This window comes from Fictibacillus tiangongensis, from assembly GCF_048083785.1.
GTDB lineage: Bacteria > Bacillota > Bacilli > Bacillales > Fictibacillaceae > Fictibacillus.
Genome location: NZ_CP182294.1, coordinates 1137802 through 1158032 on the forward strand (window position 1 = coordinate 1137802; position 20231 = coordinate 1158032).

General features: G+C 38.1%; 21 protein-coding genes and 1 other annotated feature. Of the genes, 11 read left to right on the top strand and 10 right to left on the bottom strand.

From position 1 onward, the window contains the following. The first annotated feature begins 46 nt into the window (after positions 1-46). Complete coding sequence (locus tag ACNJYY_RS06215) at positions 47-700, top strand: C40 family peptidase (protein ID WP_416730999.1); 654 nt, start codon at positions 47-49, stop codon at positions 698-700. 255 nt (positions 701-955) lie between these two features. Here the strand turns inward: ACNJYY_RS06215 and ACNJYY_RS06220 are convergent, their stop codons facing one another. The 3 genes from ACNJYY_RS06220 to ACNJYY_RS06230 are packed head-to-tail and all read right to left on the bottom strand — an operon-like array spanning position 956 to position 2645. Further along, complete coding sequence (locus ACNJYY_RS06220; RefSeq protein ID WP_416731000.1) at positions 956-1462, bottom strand: DMT family transporter; 507 nt, start codon at positions 1460-1462, stop codon at positions 956-958. A 13-nt stretch (positions 1463-1475) separates the two neighbouring features. Continuing rightward, a complete protein-coding gene (locus ACNJYY_RS06225; protein ID WP_416731001.1) occupies positions 1476-2180 on the bottom strand; it encodes a Crp/Fnr family transcriptional regulator in 705 nt (234 codons plus the stop codon). A gap of 39 nt (positions 2181-2219) precedes the next feature. Next, positions 2220-2645 carry a DMT family transporter gene (locus tag ACNJYY_RS06230; RefSeq protein ID WP_416731002.1) on the bottom strand — a complete coding sequence of 142 codons (426 nt, stop codon included), beginning with the start codon at positions 2643-2645 and terminating at the stop codon, positions 2220-2222. 201 nt (positions 2646-2846) lie between these two features. On the opposite strand from ACNJYY_RS06230, the gene ACNJYY_RS06235 reads away from it, so the two are divergent. Then, entirely contained in the window at positions 2847-3746 is a 900-nt protein-coding gene (locus ACNJYY_RS06235) for a hypothetical protein (protein ID WP_416731003.1), read from the top strand. Positions 3747-4009: 263 nt separating this feature from the next. On the opposite strand, the gene ACNJYY_RS06240 is transcribed toward ACNJYY_RS06235, so the two are convergent. Together ACNJYY_RS06240 and ACNJYY_RS06245 are read right to left on the bottom strand one after the other, a co-directional pair. Next, positions 4010-4630 carry a cell wall hydrolase gene (locus ACNJYY_RS06240; RefSeq protein ID WP_416731004.1) on the bottom strand — a complete coding sequence of 207 codons (621 nt, stop codon included), beginning with the start codon at positions 4628-4630 and terminating at the stop codon, positions 4010-4012. A 257-nt stretch (positions 4631-4887) separates the two neighbouring features. Next, entirely contained in the window at positions 4888-5673 is a 786-nt protein-coding gene (locus ACNJYY_RS06245) for a lipase family protein (RefSeq protein ID WP_416731005.1), read from the bottom strand. A 180-nt stretch (positions 5674-5853) separates the two neighbouring features. Between ACNJYY_RS06245 and ACNJYY_RS06250 the strand changes: the two genes are divergently transcribed. After that, on the top strand, positions 5854-6600 hold the full coding sequence (locus tag ACNJYY_RS06250) for a hypothetical protein (protein WP_416731006.1): 747 nt from the start codon (positions 5854-5856) through the stop codon (positions 6598-6600). A 4-nt stretch (positions 6601-6604) separates the two neighbouring features. Here ACNJYY_RS06250 and ACNJYY_RS06255 read toward each other — a convergent pair whose 3' ends face one another. Beyond that, a complete protein-coding gene (locus ACNJYY_RS06255) occupies positions 6605-7018 on the bottom strand; it encodes a MarR family winged helix-turn-helix transcriptional regulator (RefSeq protein WP_416731007.1) in 414 nt (137 codons plus the stop codon). 181 nt (positions 7019-7199) lie between these two features. Continuing rightward, positions 7200-8663 carry an MDR family MFS transporter gene (locus tag ACNJYY_RS06260; protein ID WP_416731008.1) on the bottom strand — a complete coding sequence of 488 codons (1464 nt, stop codon included), beginning with the start codon at positions 8661-8663 and terminating at the stop codon, positions 7200-7202. Positions 8664-9033: 370 nt separating this feature from the next. Here ACNJYY_RS06260 and ACNJYY_RS06265 point away from each other — a divergent pair, with 370 nt between their 5' ends. After that, positions 9034-9759 carry an AAA family ATPase gene (locus ACNJYY_RS06265; protein WP_416731009.1) on the top strand — a complete coding sequence of 242 codons (726 nt, stop codon included), beginning with the start codon at positions 9034-9036 and terminating at the stop codon, positions 9757-9759. A gap of 43 nt (positions 9760-9802) precedes the next feature. On the opposite strand, the gene ACNJYY_RS06270 is transcribed toward ACNJYY_RS06265, so the two are convergent. Beyond that, positions 9803-10465: a GNAT family N-acetyltransferase gene (locus ACNJYY_RS06270; protein WP_416731010.1), complete on the bottom strand. Its 663-nt coding sequence runs from the start codon at positions 10463-10465 to the stop codon at positions 9803-9805. A gap of 131 nt (positions 10466-10596) precedes the next feature. Between ACNJYY_RS06270 and ACNJYY_RS06275 the strand changes: the two genes are divergently transcribed. From ACNJYY_RS06275 to ACNJYY_RS06300, 6 genes are all read left to right on the top strand, one after another. Next, positions 10597-10932, top strand: a complete 336-nt coding sequence (locus ACNJYY_RS06275) for a n-acetylglutamate synthase (RefSeq protein WP_416731011.1) — start codon at positions 10597-10599, stop codon at positions 10930-10932. A gap of 194 nt (positions 10933-11126) precedes the next feature. Beyond that, entirely contained in the window at positions 11127-12464 is a 1338-nt protein-coding gene (locus ACNJYY_RS06280) for a copper amine oxidase (RefSeq protein ID WP_416731012.1), read from the top strand. Positions 12465-12529: 65 nt separating this feature from the next. Continuing rightward, positions 12530-13510, top strand: coding sequence for a sortase domain-bontaining protein (locus ACNJYY_RS06285; protein ID WP_416731013.1), 981 nt, complete (start codon positions 12530-12532; stop codon positions 13508-13510). A 198-nt stretch (positions 13511-13708) separates the two neighbouring features. After that, positions 13709-14500 carry an SAM-dependent methyltransferase gene (locus tag ACNJYY_RS06290; protein WP_416731014.1) on the top strand — a complete coding sequence of 264 codons (792 nt, stop codon included), beginning with the start codon at positions 13709-13711 and terminating at the stop codon, positions 14498-14500. Continuing rightward, entirely contained in the window at positions 14497-15828 is a 1332-nt protein-coding gene (locus tag ACNJYY_RS06295) for an opine metallophore biosynthesis dehydrogenase (protein ID WP_416731015.1), read from the top strand. The genes ACNJYY_RS06290 and ACNJYY_RS06295 overlap by 4 nt, the downstream gene beginning before the upstream one ends. Next, a complete protein-coding gene (locus tag ACNJYY_RS06300; RefSeq protein ID WP_416731016.1) occupies positions 15825-16721 on the top strand; it encodes a DMT family transporter in 897 nt (298 codons plus the stop codon). Before ACNJYY_RS06295 ends, ACNJYY_RS06300 begins: the two co-directional genes overlap by 4 nt. Positions 16722-16753: 32 nt before the next feature. Here ACNJYY_RS06300 and ACNJYY_RS06305 read toward each other — a convergent pair whose 3' ends face one another. Both ACNJYY_RS06305 and ACNJYY_RS06310 read right to left on the bottom strand, forming a co-directional pair. Then, positions 16754-18121: an amino acid permease gene (locus tag ACNJYY_RS06305; RefSeq protein WP_416731017.1), complete on the bottom strand. Its 1368-nt coding sequence runs from the start codon at positions 18119-18121 to the stop codon at positions 16754-16756. 84 nt (positions 18122-18205) lie between these two features. After that, positions 18206-18434, bottom strand: a binding site (T-box leader). A 216-nt stretch (positions 18435-18650) separates the two neighbouring features. Next, on the bottom strand, positions 18651-19172 hold the full coding sequence (locus ACNJYY_RS06310) for a DUF6843 domain-containing protein (RefSeq protein WP_416731018.1): 522 nt from the start codon (positions 19170-19172) through the stop codon (positions 18651-18653). Positions 19173-19353: 181 nt separating this feature from the next. Between ACNJYY_RS06310 and ACNJYY_RS06315 the strand changes: the two genes are divergently transcribed. Next, entirely contained in the window at positions 19354-20202 is an 849-nt protein-coding gene (locus ACNJYY_RS06315) for a DUF2785 domain-containing protein (protein WP_416731019.1), read from the top strand. The last annotated feature ends 29 nt before the right edge of the window (positions 20203-20231 follow it).

Here is a 20231-nt window from a genome sequence, read left to right on the forward strand (position 1 = left end):
GTTAGTATGGGACAGGTCAGATTAAATAAGAAAAGGGGATGTTACTTTGAAAAAAACAGCAGCAGGATTAGCAATAGCAGGTGTCGTGGCGTTCAATCCGATAGTGGGTGAAGCCGCTCTTGGAGATCAAACGCTGAAACCTGAGACGCAGCATTCAGATGTACAAGACCTCCAACAAACGTTAGACAAAAAAGGATATTTTTCATATAGCAAAACAACGGATTATTATGGTGACTACACAACAGATGCCGTAAAGAAACTCCAAGCAGATAAAGGAATCACGGTGGATGGCATCGCCGGTGACGAAACATTTAAAGCGTTAGGAATCGATTCATCAGAAAGTAATTCTTCAATCGTTGAAGTGGCTAAGAAGTATGAAGGAACGCCTTATAAGTGGGGAGGAGAATCACCGGACGGATTTGATTGCAGCGGATACTTACAATATATCTTTAATGAAGCAGGAAATGTTGAACTGCCTCGTACCGTAGATGATATTTACGCAGAAGGAACGAAGGTCGATTCACCAGCAGTAGGAGATATCGTATTCTTTAATCTAGAAGGTGACGGACCGAGTCATGCCGGAGTTTATATCGGAAACGATCAATTCGTACATGCTTCTTCCTCAAAAGGCGTAACAACAGCTGAACTTAACAGCTCTTATTGGTCAGAAAGATATATTGGAGCAAAAAGTTACGAATAATAATCTCTAAAAGATGTAAAACGTCCACTTTGGTGGGCGTTTTTTTTCGTGAAAAAGTGGTTTGCGGTGAAAGAGCGTGCAACTCAGGTGAAGAACTCATACGCACCGGTTGAATCTAAGCATTTATAGGTTGTTAAACTTCATTTAGAGGTGAAAAACTCCATTTTACCGGTGAACGTGTAATAAATATAAAATCACGTACCGTAACCCATAATAAAAATTCTAAAAAAGATGACTACGTAAGAAATACGTAAATCATCTTTCAACTGAGGCACTTTGCTCTAAGGTGTGATTCATTTTTGAGACTTTACTTTGTTCTACACGGGTACTCCCACCAAACTTAAACACGATAACCCCACCTATGATGACGAGGACACCTAAAAGCTGCTGAGAAGTAAACGGAATTTTCTCTAGACCGAACAACCCGAGCGAATCCCACATGAGAGCAGAACCGAGCTGTGACGTTAGGACGATAGATATGGCGAATGTTGGACCGAGCAGTCGTGTGCCTTGAACTAAACAAACAACAACGCCCACACCGATCAATCCACTAAACCAAAACCAAGTTTCCATGTTCTTGAGGACAAACAATTCTCTTCCTTCAAAAACAACACCAAGCGTCATGGATGCTAAAAATCCTAGACCTAGTACAAGAGCTGTGGTCGACCATGTTCCTGCGTGGTCATTGACCCGTGTATTAAAAATATTTTGCAGACCAACCAGTATGCCTGCCAGAATGGCAAAGAGTAAACCGATAAGCATGTTGAACGCTCCTTTATTTTTCGTATATATTCCGGTGATTAGCTAGTTCGCTTAAGCCTTCTCGATTCTTCACTTCAATAAAACCTTTATGACGTTCCACAAGGCCTTCTTTAGAGAGATGCTGGATGACACGGTTCAAGTGGCGATAACTTGTCCCGATTAGGTTAGCGGCATCTATAAGGTGACTCGTACTCAGTTTGCCACTATACAAAGCATCTCCTTCGTCAAAGCAAACCGACAGAAGGTAGCTCGCAAAACGCACTTCGACCGGATATAGTAGGTTGAAGCTTAAAGAACTTGATTTTACATAAAACTTCTGGGTGATCACGTTTAAGAGAAATTTTAAGAGCGGCGTATGATCGCTCGCAAACTTTTTTAACCAGCGATGATGAATCGCAATCATATGCACTTCAGAGACCGCTTCAACGGTATTGATGAAGTCCGTTCCTTGCACATATTCAATGTCTCCGACAACATCCAAAGGTGTCTTAAATGAAAGAATGAGTGTTCTGCCTTCAGGCGATGTGTTGAAAATCTTAAGTTTCCCTTTTACTAACAAGTATAGATGGTTATAAGGGTCACCTTGCGTACAGATCAATTCACCATGATCATAGCTGTACAAAGTCAGGTAAGGTAGAAGTTCATCATTTAAGATAGGTTTGATTTCAAAAGTCTCCATGTAGTGCTGAAGCAGCTCAGTATCGTGAATTTCTCTCATTTTTTTCAATCACCTCATCTCATTCTTTTGCTTTCTGCTTTAAAATTTCAAAATAACGACTCCAGCGATCATCATCGCGATCCCAATAAATTGTGGAGCCTTCATCTCTTTTTTCAATACGCCAAACCAGCCTTTTCCATCGATCGAAAACGTGATCGCTAGCTGTGAGATTAAGATCACGGCGATCGTTAGCGTTACGCCTATAGAGTGGATTCCGTAAATATTGCCATAGATGACAACTGCCGCAAATGACCCTCCAGTTAGATAAATAGGTCGCACTTTCTTAAATTGTTTCCATTTTTGATCCTTTACGATCAATACAATGAGAACAGCTGCGATAAATCCGGTCAATTGAGTAATCGTTGCTGCCTGCCATGAGCCTATGTCTTGGCTGATTCGTGCGTTCGCGACCCCTTGCAATGTAATAAAAGCACCAGCTAAAAATGCAAACACTATTCCTTTCATCTCATCACTTCCTAATAAAAAATTCTATAATCATTAAAGAATAGAAGTGGATCTGTTGGGAAGGACATATGTCCTAAAGTGTTAAAATGCATGTAAGAAACATGATACTTACATGATGAAATGTTCCTTTTACTTTCCACTTTTACATATTTCGTTTAAAATAAAAAGCTGCACGACAATCTCTATGAAAGAGGTAAGAATATGAAACGATTAAAGAATTTATCAAATAAAAATAATAACAACAGTGAACAATCAGCAGAATTTAAGAATCGTGAAAGCTGGTTAAAGATTATTATTATCGGTGCGTTTGCTCTACTGATCTTTTATAAGATTGCAACAGCACCATTCGTTTTCCGCTTTTCAGACTTTATCTCGGTATTTAGTTCATTGTTCGCTATAACGATCTCACTCATCTATTTTAACAAGGTCAGCAAGTTAGAGAAGATGATTGAATCATACACGTCTAAAGAGCGAGTGACTCAGTCGTTTGAGGCAACCCCAGTACCTGTTGTAGCGGAAGAACCAGATCAAGAGCAATTAGAGCTCTTTGAGGAGAAAGAAGAAACAATCGTTGTACCTGAAGAGGTAGAAGAAGTAACAGAGAATAACGAAGAAAATGAACAAGAAGAAGTAATTGATGAAGAAGAGATCTGGGAAACACAGCGCATAAAAGAGGAAGAACTAGCCAAGATCGAGATGGATAAAACACAGATCTATAACGAACTGTTCTCGCGTGCACAGTTAAGCAAAGAAGAAATGTCATACTTTAACGAGAAAATTAGAGAGAAAGAGACAGAAAGCTTCAACACAAAACAAGAATTGAATCAATTTAAAGATCGTATACAAAATGTGTTCAAGAAAACACCGCAATTTTTCCAAAAAAGAGATTCTCGTATTGAAGGAATCGTTCGTATGATGAATCCGGTCACTCTTAAGAACGCATCGCTTGAAGACCTAAATCAACGTATGGATCAAGTGATTGACGTCATTCCAGAAGAAACACTCAATTCTTTAATAAGAGACGGTTTGTTAGATGACACTTATCATCTGACACGTTCAGGTTATCGAGAATTCATCCATGTAAGTAAAACATTTCAATAATATCTGATAGAAAAAAGGTGTGCCGCGGGATAAGGGCACACCTTTTTGTTTACATGCAAGCTGTAGACAAACAGAAATTGATATTTGTTCTTCATAAACGCAAAAAAGAATTAAGAATAAATAATTTCACGGTAATGCCAATTAATTTCACGGTAATCGTTAATAATTTCACGGTAATCATCAATATATTCACGGATAAATTAATTTAAACGATTTTCGACAAATCTACTTTGTCTCACCCATCAATTTTATTACACACACATTTACTTCGCAAAAAGATGGTTGCCGATTTTCGTAACGGAAGATCTTGAGAAAATCCACGTGTCTGTTGCAGTTTCAGGGTTGTAATAATAAACTGACCCGTAAGTGGGGTCCCAACCTTTCATCGCATCTAGTACTGCACGGTAAGCATTGTGGGAAGGCTGGAGATGATATTGTCCATCATGAACGGCCGTAAAAGCGTTCGTTTGATGAATAACATCACTTACATTTTTGGGGAAAGCGGAATCTTCTAGACGATTTAATATTACAGCAGCTACGGAAACTTTGCCTAAGTAGGATTCGCCCCGCGCCTCACCATGAACAACACGAGCCATCTTTTCTACGTCTTGTAGCATTAAAAAGGTAGCAGGACCGGCAACGCCATCTGCCGCTAGATTGGTTTCATACTGAAAGTTAGCAACAGCTCTCTCTGTAATAGGGCCATAATATCCCGTGACGGGTCCATAGAATAAACCAAGAGCTTTTAGTTTTTCTTGTAAAATGGACACCTCATAACCCTGACTGCCTTCTGTTAATAGTCCATGAGCTTGCACTTTCGTTGGAACGAATAGAAAAGTTATAACCACAAAAAAGAGTATCAACTTGCTCAATAGATTTCTCATTGTAAAATTCCCTTCCCTTCATGATTTCTATATATTATCAATAAAGGATGAATTAGACATGAAGCGCATTCTCTATTTTTTTCAAGTAGACTTACACCTCGAAAGTAGGGGATTATGACAATTCATGTTACCAAATGACTAACTCGTGATCAGTTGCGTTTCATTGAGGAAAGAAAGGGTATATAAATGAATTGGATATGAAATCTTTCATACATAAAAATATACCCATTTAACACGTGTTAAACGGATAGAATCAATCACTCACACAAAGAGGTAACGGGAAAAAAACCTGGATACTTTTTGTGAAGTTCTTTGTATTCAATGGGGTATTGCTTGATTAAGAAGTGGATATAACAGAGAATTCTATGGTTTTGGATATATAACCTGTTCTTAAAATTAAGTTTGTATTCTTGTCCAATCGGGAGGTTTAAAAGAGGCTTATTCTTAAAAAAGAGAGGAGTCATACAATTTGAGATGGCATCGTGTACATTGACTACACGTATGCTGTTTTTTACTTCTTTATAAAACTTTTTGGTGAAATTCTCATCAGCGATTGGTAAACTTGCAAAACTATAGAGAATGGGATTCTTAAAGTTTGTGTTAACGGCTGCATCTAACGTAAACAAAGCAGCTAGGCTTCCGCCAAGGCTATGACCTGTAACGAGAAGTTTCTTATCAGCTGAATAGTGCTGGTTGATATCTTCTAGAAGAGAATCACGAAATGTACTGTAAATTTTAGTGATTCCACGGTGGGTTAAACCACTATTCGTCACATAGGTATAAGGAATCTGAGAAACATCCAGATATGAACTTACATTATCCATGGTCTTTGTTCCCCGAAAAGCAACTACTAAGGAATCCTCTGACTCAGCAATAAATCCAAATGTTTCACCTGAATCGGTAATAATCTCTCGTTTCATCTCGTAATGCTTTGGTAGTTCAATCGTACAAAGATCGTGAACGATATAAGCTTTGTAAGACATCACTGCCAGGAACAGAGCCATTTGTGCGTCGAACACATATGATTCTTTTGTTTTTTCCATATCTATCACATCCTTCACTCATCCGATTTAATAGTATATGAAAGAAGTTGTGGACAAGTATAGACGTGTACACTGAGATATTTAACTATTTTCTGAAATGTAGATAGTATTGTTTATCGAAAAGGGAAATAGATACATACTAACTGAATGTATACCATCAATAGAGAGAGGAGTTTCGAGATGACAAAAACAATGCTGAGTTTCCTATTTGTAATCGGGTTTGCTCTCGTTCATTTGAGTTCGAAGTACTTAAGTTTTATTAATGATTCCCCTCGAAATAAGTTTTTATCTTTTGCTGGAGGGGTAGCGGTTTCTTATGTTTTTTTACATCTTATACCTGATCTAGGTCACTATCAACAAAAGGTAGGAGAACGGCTTAACCACGGGATTGGTCATTATGTGGAAGATCATATCTATTTAATTGCCTTGCTCGGTCTTGCCCTTTTTTATGGACTTGAGCGGCTAGTTAAGAATTCCAAAAAGAAACAAGGAGCACAGTCAAACTCAGAAGAGGTACCTGTTTCTTCAGGTGTCTTCTGGGTCCATATGGCATCATTCTTTCTTTACAATGCTGTTATTGGGTATTTACTCATTCGAGAAGAGTACGAGACAAAATGGGGAATGTTCTTCTTCTTTTTGGCACTGAGCATTCACTTTGTCGCTAATGATCATGGTCTTAGGAAGGATCACAAACAAAAATATGATAAGTATGGAAGAGTGTTACTTACAGCCGCTATAATAATTGGTTGGGGTATCGGAGCTATCACGGTCTTGCATGAACTGATCGTATCTATACTAGTTGCTTTGTTAGCTGGAGGTATCATATTAAACGTTCTAAAAGAAGAACTTCCAGATGATCAGGAAAGCAGCTATATATCGTTCATCACTGGATTAGCAGGTTTTTCAATACTCATGATGCTAGTCTGAACAATTAGTCGTTAATCTTTTGAAAAAGCTCGTTTAGTTTTGCAAAGATTAGCTTTTCTTTTGATGTTAACGGCGATAGGGATGAGGAAATAATCTCGTTTTTCTTGGTCAATAACCTGTTAATCTCTTGTGAACCGGTCTCTGTTAAGGATACATATACTTTTCTTCGATCGGATTCTGTATATTGCCTTTCCACCATCTCTTTTTTTGCAAGCCGATCAATTATAGTAGACGTTGAAGCTGGAGTAGTATCTATTTTTTCGGCTAATTCTGTAATGGTTTGTGTATGATTTTCAAGCAGATAGATCATCGTTTCAATCTGAAGATAATTTAGTTTTTCATCATGAAGAAATGAGTCTTTAAAGTTTTTTACATATTTAATCATTTCATCTATCTCATAATTGTCGTTGTTAGCCATTATCATTCTCCTAAGTATTAGAGTAAATGAAAAGACGACACTTCTTATTAAGTGCCGTCTCATAGAAGTTGTATTATATATCTTTAATCCTTAACAATGTTAACTTATGTGCCTACTGTAACATAGGTATATGTGTTGTTCAATTTGAAATAAATGGATGATCGATTTATGCAGTGGTTCATTAGTGTACCTTTGATGACTCAATTTCCTCATTTCTGTCTTTTAAAAGGAGAAAGGATATACCGATTCCGATGATGGTTAACAAGAGAGTCACTCCATAAATAGCATGAACTCCAGAAGCTATAATCTCTTGAAGCTGACCCAATTGGCTGGTAGGGAGTTCACCACCATGGTCAAAAGAAGCATTGAGATCAAGATTTTGTCCTGTTTTTTCAGCCTTAGAGATCGTGATTAGGTTAAATATTGTACCAAACACAGCAGATCCGAGTGTTTGACTGAATGTGTTTGTGAACGTATTGGATGCTACAGCTACTCCGCGTTTATTAGATGGTACAGAAGATTGGATAATAAGCATGTAGATAGGTGTGATAAGCCCCATGCCAAGCCCTAGAACACCCGATGCAACATATATTAAGTAAGTTGGAGAATGAGCATCTAACAGATAGAACATCAAGGAAGCTGCACTTACGACACTGATACCAAGAGTAATAATCCAATTGTCCTTTAAGCGTCCTACTAAATTCCCAGCAACGAGTGAACCTATTGTCCACATCACAGGAAGGGGCATGAGAACAAAACCTGCTTGTGTCGCTGTTTTTCCCATAACACCCTGGCTCCATATCGGTAAATAAATCGTGATACAGATAACAACAGCACCAGAGATTAACGTGAGTGAGTTGACGATTAAAACCTTTCTATTGGTGAAAAGGTTAAGAGGGATAAGTGGTTCAGGTGATCTTTTTTCGATATAAACAAAAAGCCCATAAAGCAGGATCGCAGTTAAAAATAGCCCAATAAGGATAGGGTTGCTCCAATCTTGTGTTTGGCTTCCTGTTAAAAGCGCATAAAGAAAGGCGATCGTACCAAGAGAAAACGTAACAGCTCCCCAATAATCAATATAGGGCTTTCCTTGTGTAAGATTTTCTTTGTAATTCGCTGCAAGTATGAAGAAAGCAAGAAGGCCGAACGGTATATTTAAGAAGAAGATATACCGCCAGGACAAAGTATCAACAAGAAATCCACCTGCTAATGGTCCTAAAACACCAGCAACTCCCCACACAGCTGAAATCCAACCTTGTGCTTTGGCTCTTTCTTTTGCTTCAGCATACAGATCCCCGATGATGGTCATCGTTATCGGCATAACTGCACCAGCACCAAGACCTTGGATCGCTCGATAGAAAATGAGTTGTTCCATGGACATGGCAATACCGCATAAAGCAGATCCGATCAAAAATAGAACAATCCCTGCAAGAATGACCTTTTTTCGGCCGAATAGATCAGCGAGCTTTCCGTATATTGGAGTCGATACCGCAGTGGCCAGCATATAAACCGCATAGACCCAACTTACAAGTTCAATGCCGGAAAGATCACTCGTGATACGCGGAATAGCCGTACTCACGATCGTACCTTCCATCGCAGCCAGAACTGTAACGAGCAATAAAGCAGTCATGATTTGTTTTCTCATATATGTCCTCCTTGGCATTAAAAGAATGCCAAAATTATAAGTAGTTCACTTCGTTAAATGAATAATAAAAAAAGAGGTTAACCAAGAAAATAGTTTATCATGTCATTGGAGGATTAGCTATCTTGAGATATTACTGGAAAGGGAATGGGGTTGGAGTAGACGTGAAGCTGGAATCGGACAGATTACATACCAGTTTGGACAGATTCCTCTTTAGATCGGACAGATTATTTCAGACATTGGACAGATTATCCTCTAGATTGGATAGATAACAGATAACAGATAACAGTTAACGAGTATAGTCGGGACGAATTATGACTGAAGACGGTGAACGGCTGCTCTCATTTGTTATACTTTTTAATAGGTGATGCTAATGTTTTTAAAAAGAATTAAGCTGTTGCGTGATGAGATTAAATCGTTTAAAGAATATCCGTTCTCTATTCCTGCGATCAGCAAACTGGATGAGATACATCTCGAAAAGAACGTGACTTTTTTTGTGGGAGAGAACGGAACAGGGAAGTCGACGGTGTTAGAAGCGATCGCGGACAAGTGTGACTTTCATACAGCTGGAGGAGGCCGCAACAATATGTATGACGTGTACGCTTCAGAATCAGAGCTGGGAAATTTTATTCGGCTTTCGTGGTTGCCGAAAGTATCGAACGGGTTCTTTTTACGCGCAGAATCGTTCTACAGCTTTGCTACTCATCTTGAAGAAGTAGACAATACAGGATTCCGTGATTATGGAGGGCGTTCCCTACACAAACAATCTCATGGTGAATCCTTTCTGTCTCTTTTTTTGAACCGTTTTAAAGGGAAAGCGATCTATTTACTAGATGAACCTGAGGCTGCTCTTTCACCTTCAAGACAACTCACTTTCTTGAAGATTATTCATGATCTAACAACTCAAGGTGATACGCAGTTTATTATTGCAACTCATTCTCCGATCTTATTAGGTTATCCGAATGCGGATATACTAAGTTTCGATGATGGAAAGATATCTACCATAGATTATGAATCCACAGATCATTTTCAAGTAACTAAGTACTTTTTAAATAATAGAGAGAAGATGATGAAAGAGCTTCTTAAAGACGATGATTAATTGATTTTGAAAAAGATAGCAATGAAGCCAGGGGAACTAGCATTTATGTATCTAGTTCTCTATTTGTCGTTAAGCCAAATGGATCATAGATCATTACAAAAGTAGAGAAGGGAATATGTTCACTTGTGATCTCTTCAACGAGTGAAAAGCCTAAGTGCTTATAGATACTCACATTTTGCAGTGTTTCTGTTTGAAGCAAACAAAAGGTTCTTTTCTGGTTGGTTTCTGCAACAGCGGCACTCATCATAGCGGTCATGTGACCTTGATGTCGGTGGAGTGGATCTACGCATACTGAATCGACCAATAGAAAGTTTTCATAGTTTTTCTTATAATAGTTAAGTTTGCTATTGGATGCTTGTAAACGACTCGCTTTTCTCAAAAAATCTACCATAGATAGTTGTATGAAAACACCGGGCAGACGAAACGCGCATGATAGAGCAGCAAGTATTAATTTTCCTATCTTTGTTTTCTCTCCGTGCTGAGATACACAAAAGAGTCCTTCTACATGATCAGACGTTACATACAATGAACCGTTAGATTGCAGGATTCGAAGGACCATAGGGAAGACAGAACGTAAAATTTTTCTCCTTTTATTCGGGATAGGGAAAAAATAAACAAACATCGGATTATCAATAAACGAATTCGTTAAGACTTCACTTGCTCTTTTGAGGTGTTTTTTTTGCAGTTTTTTTAAGTGATCATACATGAAGTAAACTCCCTCCGATGATGAAACCCAACTATATATCTGTTAGCCAAGCATCAAATGAATATCATTTACTGGGAAAAAACGAACTTCTATGTTAAGTTATGTGAATATTCTAAAAAGGTGGTTGAAAGATGGTAAATTATGACGGAAGAGTATTCATGTCGATACAAAACTCTTCGAACGGTGAAGTATCCTCACAAACAACGTTTCACTACAAACAAGAGGGAAACATCGTGACGGCTTCCTACGCGGGTGGAGAAATCTTAAAAGGCACGTTAATCGGAATATGTAAAGAAGATGGCAGCTTGAACTTTAGATACAATCATGTGAACACTTCTGATGAAATAAGAGGTGGGGCATGTATATCGCAGCCTGAAATCTTGACTGATGGAAGAATCAGATTGTATGAAAAATGGAGATGGGCTGAGGGGAGCTCTGGTGAATCCATCATTGAAGAAGTAAAATAACTGCCTGTTATATGTTCTTGAAATCCCGCTTTAATAGGGTTTTTTAAGTATTATTACATTCTAACTTTCGTAACAAAACTAGAAAGTCATAAATAAAAGTTGAAAAAAGTGATCCAACCTGAAAAACCTCCCGTTATCTAGATAAGAAAGTTAGCTAACTTAAAAATTTCTAGAGACAAGGGAGAGAACTTATTATGAAATTAAAAAAACTAATCGTACCCGCATTAAGCGTATCCTTATTGATTCCTACTGCTGGAAATGTACAAGCAGCTGAGAAACCAACGGTGAACACACCAGCTTCTCAGTTAAGAGTTGACTTGGATTATCTATTATCTGAACACTTTGTCTTAGCCGTGACAGCTATGACCAAATCGTACGATGGAGCGAAAGATGCTGAGGCTGCAAACAAAGCTCTTGATCAGAACGCTCTAGATATGACACCGGCAATTGCATCTGTATATGGTGAAGAAGGTGCAGCTGAATTCGAGAGAATCTTTAGAGAACACAACAACTACACAGATGACCTTGTAAATGCAGCCAAGGAAAAAGATAAAAATGCTCGAGCAGATGCTGAAAAAGAAGTAGCAGATTTCGTTGAAGAATTCTCCACGTTCTTAAGTACAGCTACAGAAGGCAAACTTCCAAAAGAAGCTGCCACAGAAGCAGTAAAAGTGCACGAAGCTCAAGTATTAGAAGTGTTTGATAATTATGTAGAAGGCGATTATAAAGAAGCCAATGAAACATTCCGTGAAGGGTATAAACACATGTACGTAATCAGTGATGCTTTAGCAGGAGCAATCACTACACAGATGCCTGAGAAATTTGAGAATACAAAATCAGATACACCAGCTGCAGATCTTCGTTCCACATTAAACAGCCTAGCCGCAGAACACTTTGCACTAGCTGCAACAGGTATGCAAAAAGGATTTGATCAGAAAAAAGACTATGATTTTGTAAGCTGGGCTGAAGATGCTCATACAGCTGATTTCAAAGCAGCTATCGCTTCTATCTATGGTGAAGAAGGAGCCGCTCAGTTTGAAAAGGTATGGCAAGGAAACCATATTAACGCACAATCTGAAATCGTTGCAGCAACACTAGAAGGTGATGAGGCAAAAGCGAAAGAAGCAAAAGCAAAACTTGATCAGTTTGCGGTGGACTTCGGTGCATTCTTAGGAGCAGCAACGGCTGAAAACATGCCAGCTGCTGATGCTGAAAAAGCCATTAAAACACATGAAGACTTAGTGAGACAAACATTTGATCAATACGTTGCAGGAGATTATGATGCATCATACGCTTCATTCCGTGAAGGATACAAATATATGTTTGGTGTAGGTCAAGCGTTAGGTGGCGCGATTGTAACTCAGATGCCAGACAAGTTTGCAGGAAGTGAAATGCCATCAGATATGCCGAAAACAGGATTCGGTGGAGCAAGTGATTCTACATCTACTTCTGCGATTGCTCTAACTGGTCTAGGGTCACTATTAGCAGTCTCAGCACTGTTCTTATTCAGAAGAAAGTCTACGAACCAATAATAAAACCACATAAGAAGAGGGGGGAAACCTCTCTTCTTTTTTTATAAAAGAGGTGCATTGTTCACATGAAAAAAATCATCTTTCTCTCCATCAGCAGTCTGCTTTGTTTTGTCCTGGCAGCTTACAATTATGGAATCTTTCCGTCTCAAGCATCTCCGTTACAAAATGAATCCCAAACCGGAGAGCTTAAAAAGTCCAAGTTGGAAGATACAACTCAAGCATCAAAAACAAATGAGAGCCCTTTAACAAAAGAGTTTACGCTTTTAAAGTCCGAAGTGAAAAAGCTGACTGAAGCTCAAAGAAGAGAATCTGCGGAAAAGAAAGGTATCATCCCAGTTCAAATTGAGATTCCATCAATCGATGTGAAGGCACCAATCGAACAGGTAGGGATTTTAGAAAACGGACAAATGGGGGTGCCAGAAGATATCAATAGCGTAGGGTGGTTCGAACCTGGAGCGAAACCTGGTGGAAGAGGTAGCTCAGTTTTGGCAGGACATGTTGATAGCAAAACGGGGCCGGCTATTTTCTTTAATCTTAAGAATCTAGAGCAGGGTGATGAAATCATAGTAACGGATAAAAATGGGGCAGCACTTACTTTTGTGGTTAAAAAACAAAAAAGCTATCAAAGAAACTCAGCTCCAATTGATGAGATCTTTCAAACTTCTAGTGGTCAAAACTTGAACCTAATTACTTGCTCTGGCGTTTTTGATCGAGAAGAAGGAACACATGAAGAAAGACTTGTTGTTTTTGCTGAGTTACAGCAAGAAAAAGTTAAAGAACCAGTTACACCTCCTGAATCTCCTGAAAATGTGGAAGTGAACGGAAGCTTTGTAACTTGGCACGCGGTTCGCAAGGATAACATTGTGGGTTATCGAATTTATAGAAGTGAAAAGAAAGACGGAGAATACGAACAAGTGGGAAGTGTTTCTGCTCATGAAAGAAAGAATTATACAGATCAAGATGCAGAAAAGTACTATTACTACGTAACATCGATCGATACCTTAGGAACAGAATCAAAACCTTCCAATATCTCTAAGGTTAAATAAATCTATTAAACTTTTGGCACTGCAGCATCTTGCAGTGCTTTTTTGTGTTTGACTCTTTTCTTACCTAGAAGAGAAGTATAAGGGTATTCAATTTGGGACTATATTTATTATTTATTGACTCGTTTTGTAGAGTGATGATAGTATATAAAAATCAAATCGTAATAATTACGATTTACAATATATTTTATGGAGGTACGAGTGAAAGAGAGATTTCAATTATTACTATCTTTGAAAGTCACCGAGTATGAGATCAATGAACTTTCAAAGTTTGCCAAAGAATGTGATGAGTGTTACGAGTTATTAAAAGTAAAGCTGGATAGTCTTCACCATTTTATGACAGATCCTATAAACCTGCACCGATGGCAGGAATGGGGGAAAGACAAGGATATTCTGTCACTGTCTGAAAAGCTCCGGGAAGCTTCCGTACAAGCTCTTTGTGAGATGGAAAAATACCAAAGTGTGCGCACATGTAACCATCAATTGAATGCAAGTGAATACATAACTACACTCTCTCAAACTGTGAAACATGAATTGGATGAATTACATATCAATGAGAACTCTAAAGTATTATTTATAGGTTCTGGAGCGTTTCCCATTTCTGCCCTCACTATCGCAAGTGAGAAGAATGCTGAAGTTCATTGTATAGACATTGATGAAGAAGCGGTAGAGATGGGAAGAAAAGTCTCTGAGATTACAGGCTTACAAGAAAACGTTAGATTCTCTAAATCTGTTGGAAACGATCTACCTTTTGCCAAAATGACTACTCATGTCTTAATCGCTTCACTAGTCAGAAATAAACGGGAAGTACTGAATGAACTAAAGGATTTATTACAGCCTCATACAAAAGTGATTCTCAGATACGGAAACGGATTAAAATCAATCTTTAACTATCCGTTAGAAATGAACCTAACGAAAGACTGGAAACTGCAGAGCGTTAAACGAACAGACGGTATCTATGACACGATGGTCTTAGAGAAGGTAAATGCATGAATGTAAGTAAAGGAAGTGATGCAAACGTGGGTACGAAACGTTCAAAAGATCTCGGGAATATCCTAATAGCAGGAGTTGGACCAGCTGCCATTCAAACAGCTGTCCAGTTTTTCAATGCAGGCTTTAGTGAAAGAATAGGATTGTATAATCGGCCTGGTGCACGTGCAGAACAGATTAAAAAAGAACTGAATCAAAATCAGTTTGAAATTGGTCTTACTATTCAGGGTAAAGAGGCAGAATTGACGACAAAGGTGGATTGTTTTTTTGATGATGTATCTCAACTATCTGATGAATGGGATACGGTTATTCTTGCAACTCCCTGTACGAGCTATGCAAACGTAATAGAGTCACTTCAAACTGCTGATTTAAAGCGCGTAAGAACCATAGTTCTGCTAGCTCCAAACATCGGTTCAAACGATCTCGTGAAAAATTTGCTGTTACAAGAAACAGTTGAAGTGATCAGCATGTCAACATATTTTGCTGCTACTAAATCTCTTAATTCTGCTATAAAGGCTCATACAAAGGCATATAAAAAACGTATTTATCTAGGTTCATCAAATCGTAAAAGCCGTACGCTAAATACACTGCAAGAATTTTTAGAATCAATGAATATCGATGGGGAGATCGTCGATCATCCTCTCGATGCGGAATGTAGAAATATAACAACATATGTGCATCCTGCCTTCTTCTTAAATAGATTTACTTTAAATGAAATATTCGGCCTTCATACTAATGGTACGAAGTATATGTATAAGTTGTTTCCTGAAGGTCCCATCACACCACAAAGAATAAGAATTATGGTGAGGCTCTGGAAAGAGATTTCTACATTAATGAATGAATTAGGAGCAAAACCGATCAATTTATTGCAGTTTTTAAATGACGATAATTATCCAGTTCCAACAGAATGCATCCAAAGAGAGGACATTGATGATTTTTCAGAATACGAGGAGGTCAAACAGGAGTATCTGCTCTATATACGCTATGCTTCTATTCTCATCGACCCATTTTCAGAGCCTGATCATGAGGGGAGATATTTTGAATTCTCAGCAGTTCCTTTTAAAAAAGCAGAAGAAGAAAATAAGGGAGTGTGGACTGTCCCCAGGATACCGTTCGAAGATTATCAAAAATTGATCGTGATCTATGGACTTGCAGAGAATTCAGGAATTCCAATGCATGAGATGAAAAGACTCATCAAAAAATTTGAATCAGAGTGTAAGCAGATTGAATCACTGTTAGGAATAAAAGAGTCATTAATTGGAGCAAGAAGAGAATCTTCATTGAGAGAAGTAACAAACATTATGAAGGAAAGAAAGAGGCGATTACAATGAAAAACGGTGTTTGGCTCGCCATTTTGTCTTCCTTTATTTTCAGTATTATGAACGCTCTCGTTAAGGCAGTAAGTTTAACGATCCCTTATTCAGAAAGTGTATTCTTTAGAAGTTTGATAGGCACAATCATTATCTTTATTATTATGAAAAAGAAAAAGGTAGCCTTTTCAAAAACGGGTGTACCAATGCTTATGGTTCGAGGAGTCTTTGGTGCGTTGTATCTATTAGCCTATTTTTATACAATCGCTAAAATACCGTTAGCAGATGCGAGTATTCTGGCTCATCTGTCTCCCATCTTTGCCGTAGTCTTAGCAGGATTATTTTTAAAAGAAAAGCTAACGAAAACGCTTCTTTATATTCTTCCTGTCGTATTAGCAGGGGCTTTCTTGCTGATAAAACCACAGGAGTTTTCGTCCTATTCCATGTATGCGCTAATTGGTGTAGGAAGTGCTTTTTTCGCAGCTTGTGCAGCCACCTCTATTCGTTATTTAAGCAGCAGACATCATTCTTATGAGATCGTATTTTATTTTCTCGCTACAGCAACGTTGGTTAGTATACCTTTAATGTGGAACGAATTTGTGATACCTTCACCATTAGAACTGTTTTATCTGATCTGTATCGGAGTTGTATCTTTAGTAGGACAGTTATTCTTAACAAGTGCATTTACGCATGAAAATGTTATCGTTGTAGAAGTTACCCGTTACATTGGAATCGTCTTTAACGCCTTTTGGGGCTTTTTATTCTGGTCAGAGATTCCAGATGGTCAAACAATTCTAGGAGGTATGTTAATTATTGCTTCATGCATCTTCTTATCTCGTAGACGCTCACTAGAAGCAAAGGTAGATAAACTAAGGTTAAATAAAGTAGCGATGAATACAAATGCTAAAAGGTAAAAGAAACGCTCGGTTAAGAGCGTTTTCTTTTGTTAACTAGCAACCTTTTCTTGATTTGTATTGAGTGATTTTCTTCTAAACATATAAGTTGCGCTTATCAGCAAATAAATACCTAATGTTACGCCAGTGATAATAACAGAAGTTGTGAGGACGATTCCGATTAGTATTGCAAATAAAGATAGAATCGCAACCCAAGTTGTATAAGGAAACCACCTTACATAATAACCGGAAAGCTCCTTATTCTGTTTTCTTGATTTTAAATGAGCAAAGGCAATAATCATCCATATGAATAATACCGTGTAGCCGAGTGATCCCATAAGATAGTTGAAGGTTTTGCCGCCTGCAAATATAGAAATCAGTACACCTGCATATAGAGAAGCTGTACACATCAGAATAGCGACAAAAGGAACTTTCTTAGATGAAAGTCGAGCGAAAATCTGAGGAACTCGACCGTCTACGGCTTGTGTATACAACACACGTGATGAACCGTATAACCCAGAGTTCATGGATGAGATGATCGCAAGAAGAATCACACCGTTCATGACATGATCAGCTCCAGGAATTCCAATCATCTGAAACACCATAACAAAAGGTGATTCGTTCACGCCATTTACTTGATCCCAAGGAATTAAGCCAACAATGATAAAGAAGGGAAACAAGTAAAAGGCTATGATTCGAGTTAATGTACTGCGAACAGCTTTTGGTACTACTTTTTCTGGATTCTTCGTTTCAGCTAAGGTTACACCGATAATCTCCGTTCCACCATAGGAATAGATCACCACTAACATAGCTGTCATAAGACCAGCTGAACCGTTCGGGAAGAAACCTCCTTGATCCGTTAAGTTCGTGAAATTTGGTGCAACATGGCCACCAAACGAAACGAATAAAAGCAGAAGTCCTGAAAGAATAAAAATAACGATCACACTGATCTTAATCAGGGCTAACCAATACTCCGTCTCAGCGAATATTTTAACGGATAACAGATTTACGATCGTAACGGCGATTGAAACAAAAAAGGCTAACAGCCAAATCGGTGTATCCGGAAACCAATATTGAAGAAAAATGGCTGCCACTACAGCTTCTGCCGCAATGTTTAACACCCACATCTTCCAATAGATCCAATCAAGAAAATAAGCGGGGAACATACCGAGTACAGATTGAACAAGGTCACGAAACGTTCGGGCACCACTGTTTTGAACAGCCATCTCTGCTAAACCCTGCATCACAAATAATAAGATGATTCCGCCGATCAAATAGGCTAGAACAACCGAAGGACCTGCTGAATCAATAGCGGCACTGCTGCCCTTAAAAAGTCCAGCTCCGATACTGCCTCCAAGAGCCATCATCATAATATGACGAGAAGTCATCGTTCGTTGTAAGTTCTCTGTGCTTTTTTTCATCTTCATAACCTCTCTTAAAGTGATGTTAGAATCTATAAAACAAATAACAAAAAAAGGCTTATCATCTCTGATCTCAGTTGTGAGAAAAGAGACGATAAGCCTTTGGCTGACCGCGGTACCACTCTTGTTGATTCGTCATAGAATCCTGCTTGTAGAACCTGTTAACGAAGGTTAGTCGTCAAAACATAGAGAACGCGTTCTTTTTGTCTTGCTGCTCCAGGGCGAGTTCAAAGTTTTCATAGACTGCGTTCCACCAACCCGCAGCTCTCTAGACTACAAAATGACTTTTACTACTCCCGTTCGTTGCTTTTATCAAAATGATTATTCAGAATAATATGGATTACTATAAAGGCTGTATCTTAGGCTTGTCAACACATAAATTTGAAATGAAACAGCACAAGGCAGCATGGAAACGGTATCATTCATTCAATCTCTAAAGTTATTTCTAGCTGTTCTTGACTTGTTATTAGGTGACAATCATAGATAAAAAAAGGGTGCAGGAGGTTTTGTAATCCCCCAGCACCATAGCTTATTTCTTTATAGCTAGCTTTTGGAAATAATATTTTCCTACATGGTTCACTTGCGCATTAAAATCATTTCTTCCGTTTTCTTTAAATGAAGGACCACAACTAGAAGAAGTTATTTGAATAACGGAATACTTAATATCTTCACCGTTTCTGCCTGAAAAACCACCGTTCGATCCAAGACTGATACACTGGTCGTTGATTTCTTTGCGTTTTCCGTTTTTATCAACATAATAATATTTATCATTCACAACTCCATAGATCATGTCCTTCGTTGAGGTGAATGAAACACCATACTGACTGATCTCAGTATCTTTTAACACATCCAACGTTTTTTCTTTAACTGGAATAACGGTATAATTATCTTCTTTTTTTAAAGGCGGTTCGTCAGGCATGTTATAGAACGTAAAGATAGAGCCTTCAAAACCTTCGGGAATTAAAAAGATATTGTTCGTAGTCTCTTGCTTATTAAAACTACAGCCTGCTAAAAACAATATAGATAACGCAACAAACATATATTTTTTCAATCGCATTCACTCTTTCAACTCATTTTCTTTATTGTATCATTGTATCCAAAATTCCAATAACAACTAACAAGCTTTCCACAGAATTGTAACGAGTTAAACAAATTTTTCCAAAATATATCCTTAATTATTCCTTCTTTTTGTATAATGAAGAAGATAGATCAGAAAATGGGGGATAAAGATAATGGCGACATTGTTCCAAAGCAACACAATCGTAGAAGGAACCGAATTGTTAGCACTCTTAACTTCGATAAATAACAAAGAGAAGTCATGGGAAGATATCGATAAGGAAGTTGTTTTGGATGCGATGATCCTTCATATCGGTTCACCTAATAGTGATCTGAGAGAGATGGTTTACCGATCGTTCTATATGTCAATTATCCACGATCAGCTCGACTCACAGACTATAAAAAAACTCCTGGATTATAGTGTAGAGCACCTTTTATTTAAAGGATTAGGCGAAAGTGGGACAGATTCTGTTTTCACACGTACTTTCACAACGATATTAATTGCTGTGATCATCCATAAAGATATCGAAGTGGACTTTCTTTCAAAAGAAAAACTTACTGAAGTGAAAAATAATATCAAAAAGTATATGAAGTTGGAACGAGATGTTAGAGGTTATGTACCAGTAAAAGGTTGGGCACACAGTATTGCTCATGTGGCAGACACGTGCGAAGAACTGATCAAAAGTGAAAAAATTGATGAAGATGAATACTTTTCTATCTTAGAAGTGCTTTTGAAAAAATATTGTACAACACCGACTGGTTTTTTGCATGGAGAAGATGATCGCGTTGTTACAGCTGTTCTTGCTATGCTCAAAAAAGAGGTAGGATTAGAAGAATTAAAACAATTTGTAGAAGATATTCCCGCCCTTTTAAAATCTCAAAAAGAAGAATTATCATCTGAAAAGTATTGGTTTGTAATGGCTAACTGTGTGTCCCTGTTAAAAAGTCTCTTCATAGGGATTAGTGAGGATCCGCTATGTGTTTCACTACAACAAACCATTCGAAAAAGCTTATCACAAATTTAAACAAGCTACAAGCTAAAGGAGGCGGCTTA

Coding starts and splice junctions, on each gene's coding strand:
- ACNJYY_RS06285 (WP_416731013.1), top strand. CDS start 12,530: ATGAAAAAAATCATCTTTCTCTCCATCAGCAGTCTGCTTTGTTTTGTC.
- ACNJYY_RS06255 (WP_416731007.1), bottom strand. CDS start 7,018: ATGGCTAACAACGACAATTATGAGATAGATGAAATGATTAAATATGTA.
- ACNJYY_RS06220 (WP_416731000.1), bottom strand. CDS start 1,462: ATGCTTATCGGTTTACTCTTTGCCATTCTGGCAGGCATACTGGTTGGT.
- ACNJYY_RS06300 (WP_416731016.1), top strand. CDS start 15,825: ATGAAAAACGGTGTTTGGCTCGCCATTTTGTCTTCCTTTATTTTCAGT.
- ACNJYY_RS06305 (WP_416731017.1), bottom strand. CDS start 18,121: ATGAAAAAAAGCACAGAGAACTTACAACGAACGATGACTTCTCGTCAT.
- ACNJYY_RS06225 (WP_416731001.1), bottom strand. CDS start 2,180: ATGAGAGAAATTCACGATACTGAGCTGCTTCAGCACTACATGGAGACT.
- ACNJYY_RS06230 (WP_416731002.1), bottom strand. CDS start 2,645: ATGAAAGGAATAGTGTTTGCATTTTTAGCTGGTGCTTTTATTACATTG.
- ACNJYY_RS06235 (WP_416731003.1), top strand. CDS start 2,847: ATGAAACGATTAAAGAATTTATCAAATAAAAATAATAACAACAGTGAA.
- ACNJYY_RS06240 (WP_416731004.1), bottom strand. CDS start 4,630: ATGAGAAATCTATTGAGCAAGTTGATACTCTTTTTTGTGGTTATAACT.
- ACNJYY_RS06295 (WP_416731015.1), top strand. CDS start 14,497: ATGAATGTAAGTAAAGGAAGTGATGCAAACGTGGGTACGAAACGTTCA.
- ACNJYY_RS06265 (WP_416731009.1), top strand. CDS start 9,034: ATGTTTTTAAAAAGAATTAAGCTGTTGCGTGATGAGATTAAATCGTTT.
- ACNJYY_RS06315 (WP_416731019.1), top strand. CDS start 19,354: ATGGCGACATTGTTCCAAAGCAACACAATCGTAGAAGGAACCGAATTG.
- ACNJYY_RS06250 (WP_416731006.1), top strand. CDS start 5,854: ATGACAAAAACAATGCTGAGTTTCCTATTTGTAATCGGGTTTGCTCTC.
- ACNJYY_RS06280 (WP_416731012.1), top strand. CDS start 11,127: ATGAAATTAAAAAAACTAATCGTACCCGCATTAAGCGTATCCTTATTG.
- ACNJYY_RS06275 (WP_416731011.1), top strand. CDS start 10,597: ATGGTAAATTATGACGGAAGAGTATTCATGTCGATACAAAACTCTTCG.
- ACNJYY_RS06260 (WP_416731008.1), bottom strand. CDS start 8,663: ATGAGAAAACAAATCATGACTGCTTTATTGCTCGTTACAGTTCTGGCT.
- ACNJYY_RS06270 (WP_416731010.1), bottom strand. CDS start 10,465: ATGTATGATCACTTAAAAAAACTGCAAAAAAAACACCTCAAAAGAGCA.
- ACNJYY_RS06245 (WP_416731005.1), bottom strand. CDS start 5,673: ATGGAAAAAACAAAAGAATCATATGTGTTCGACGCACAAATGGCTCTG.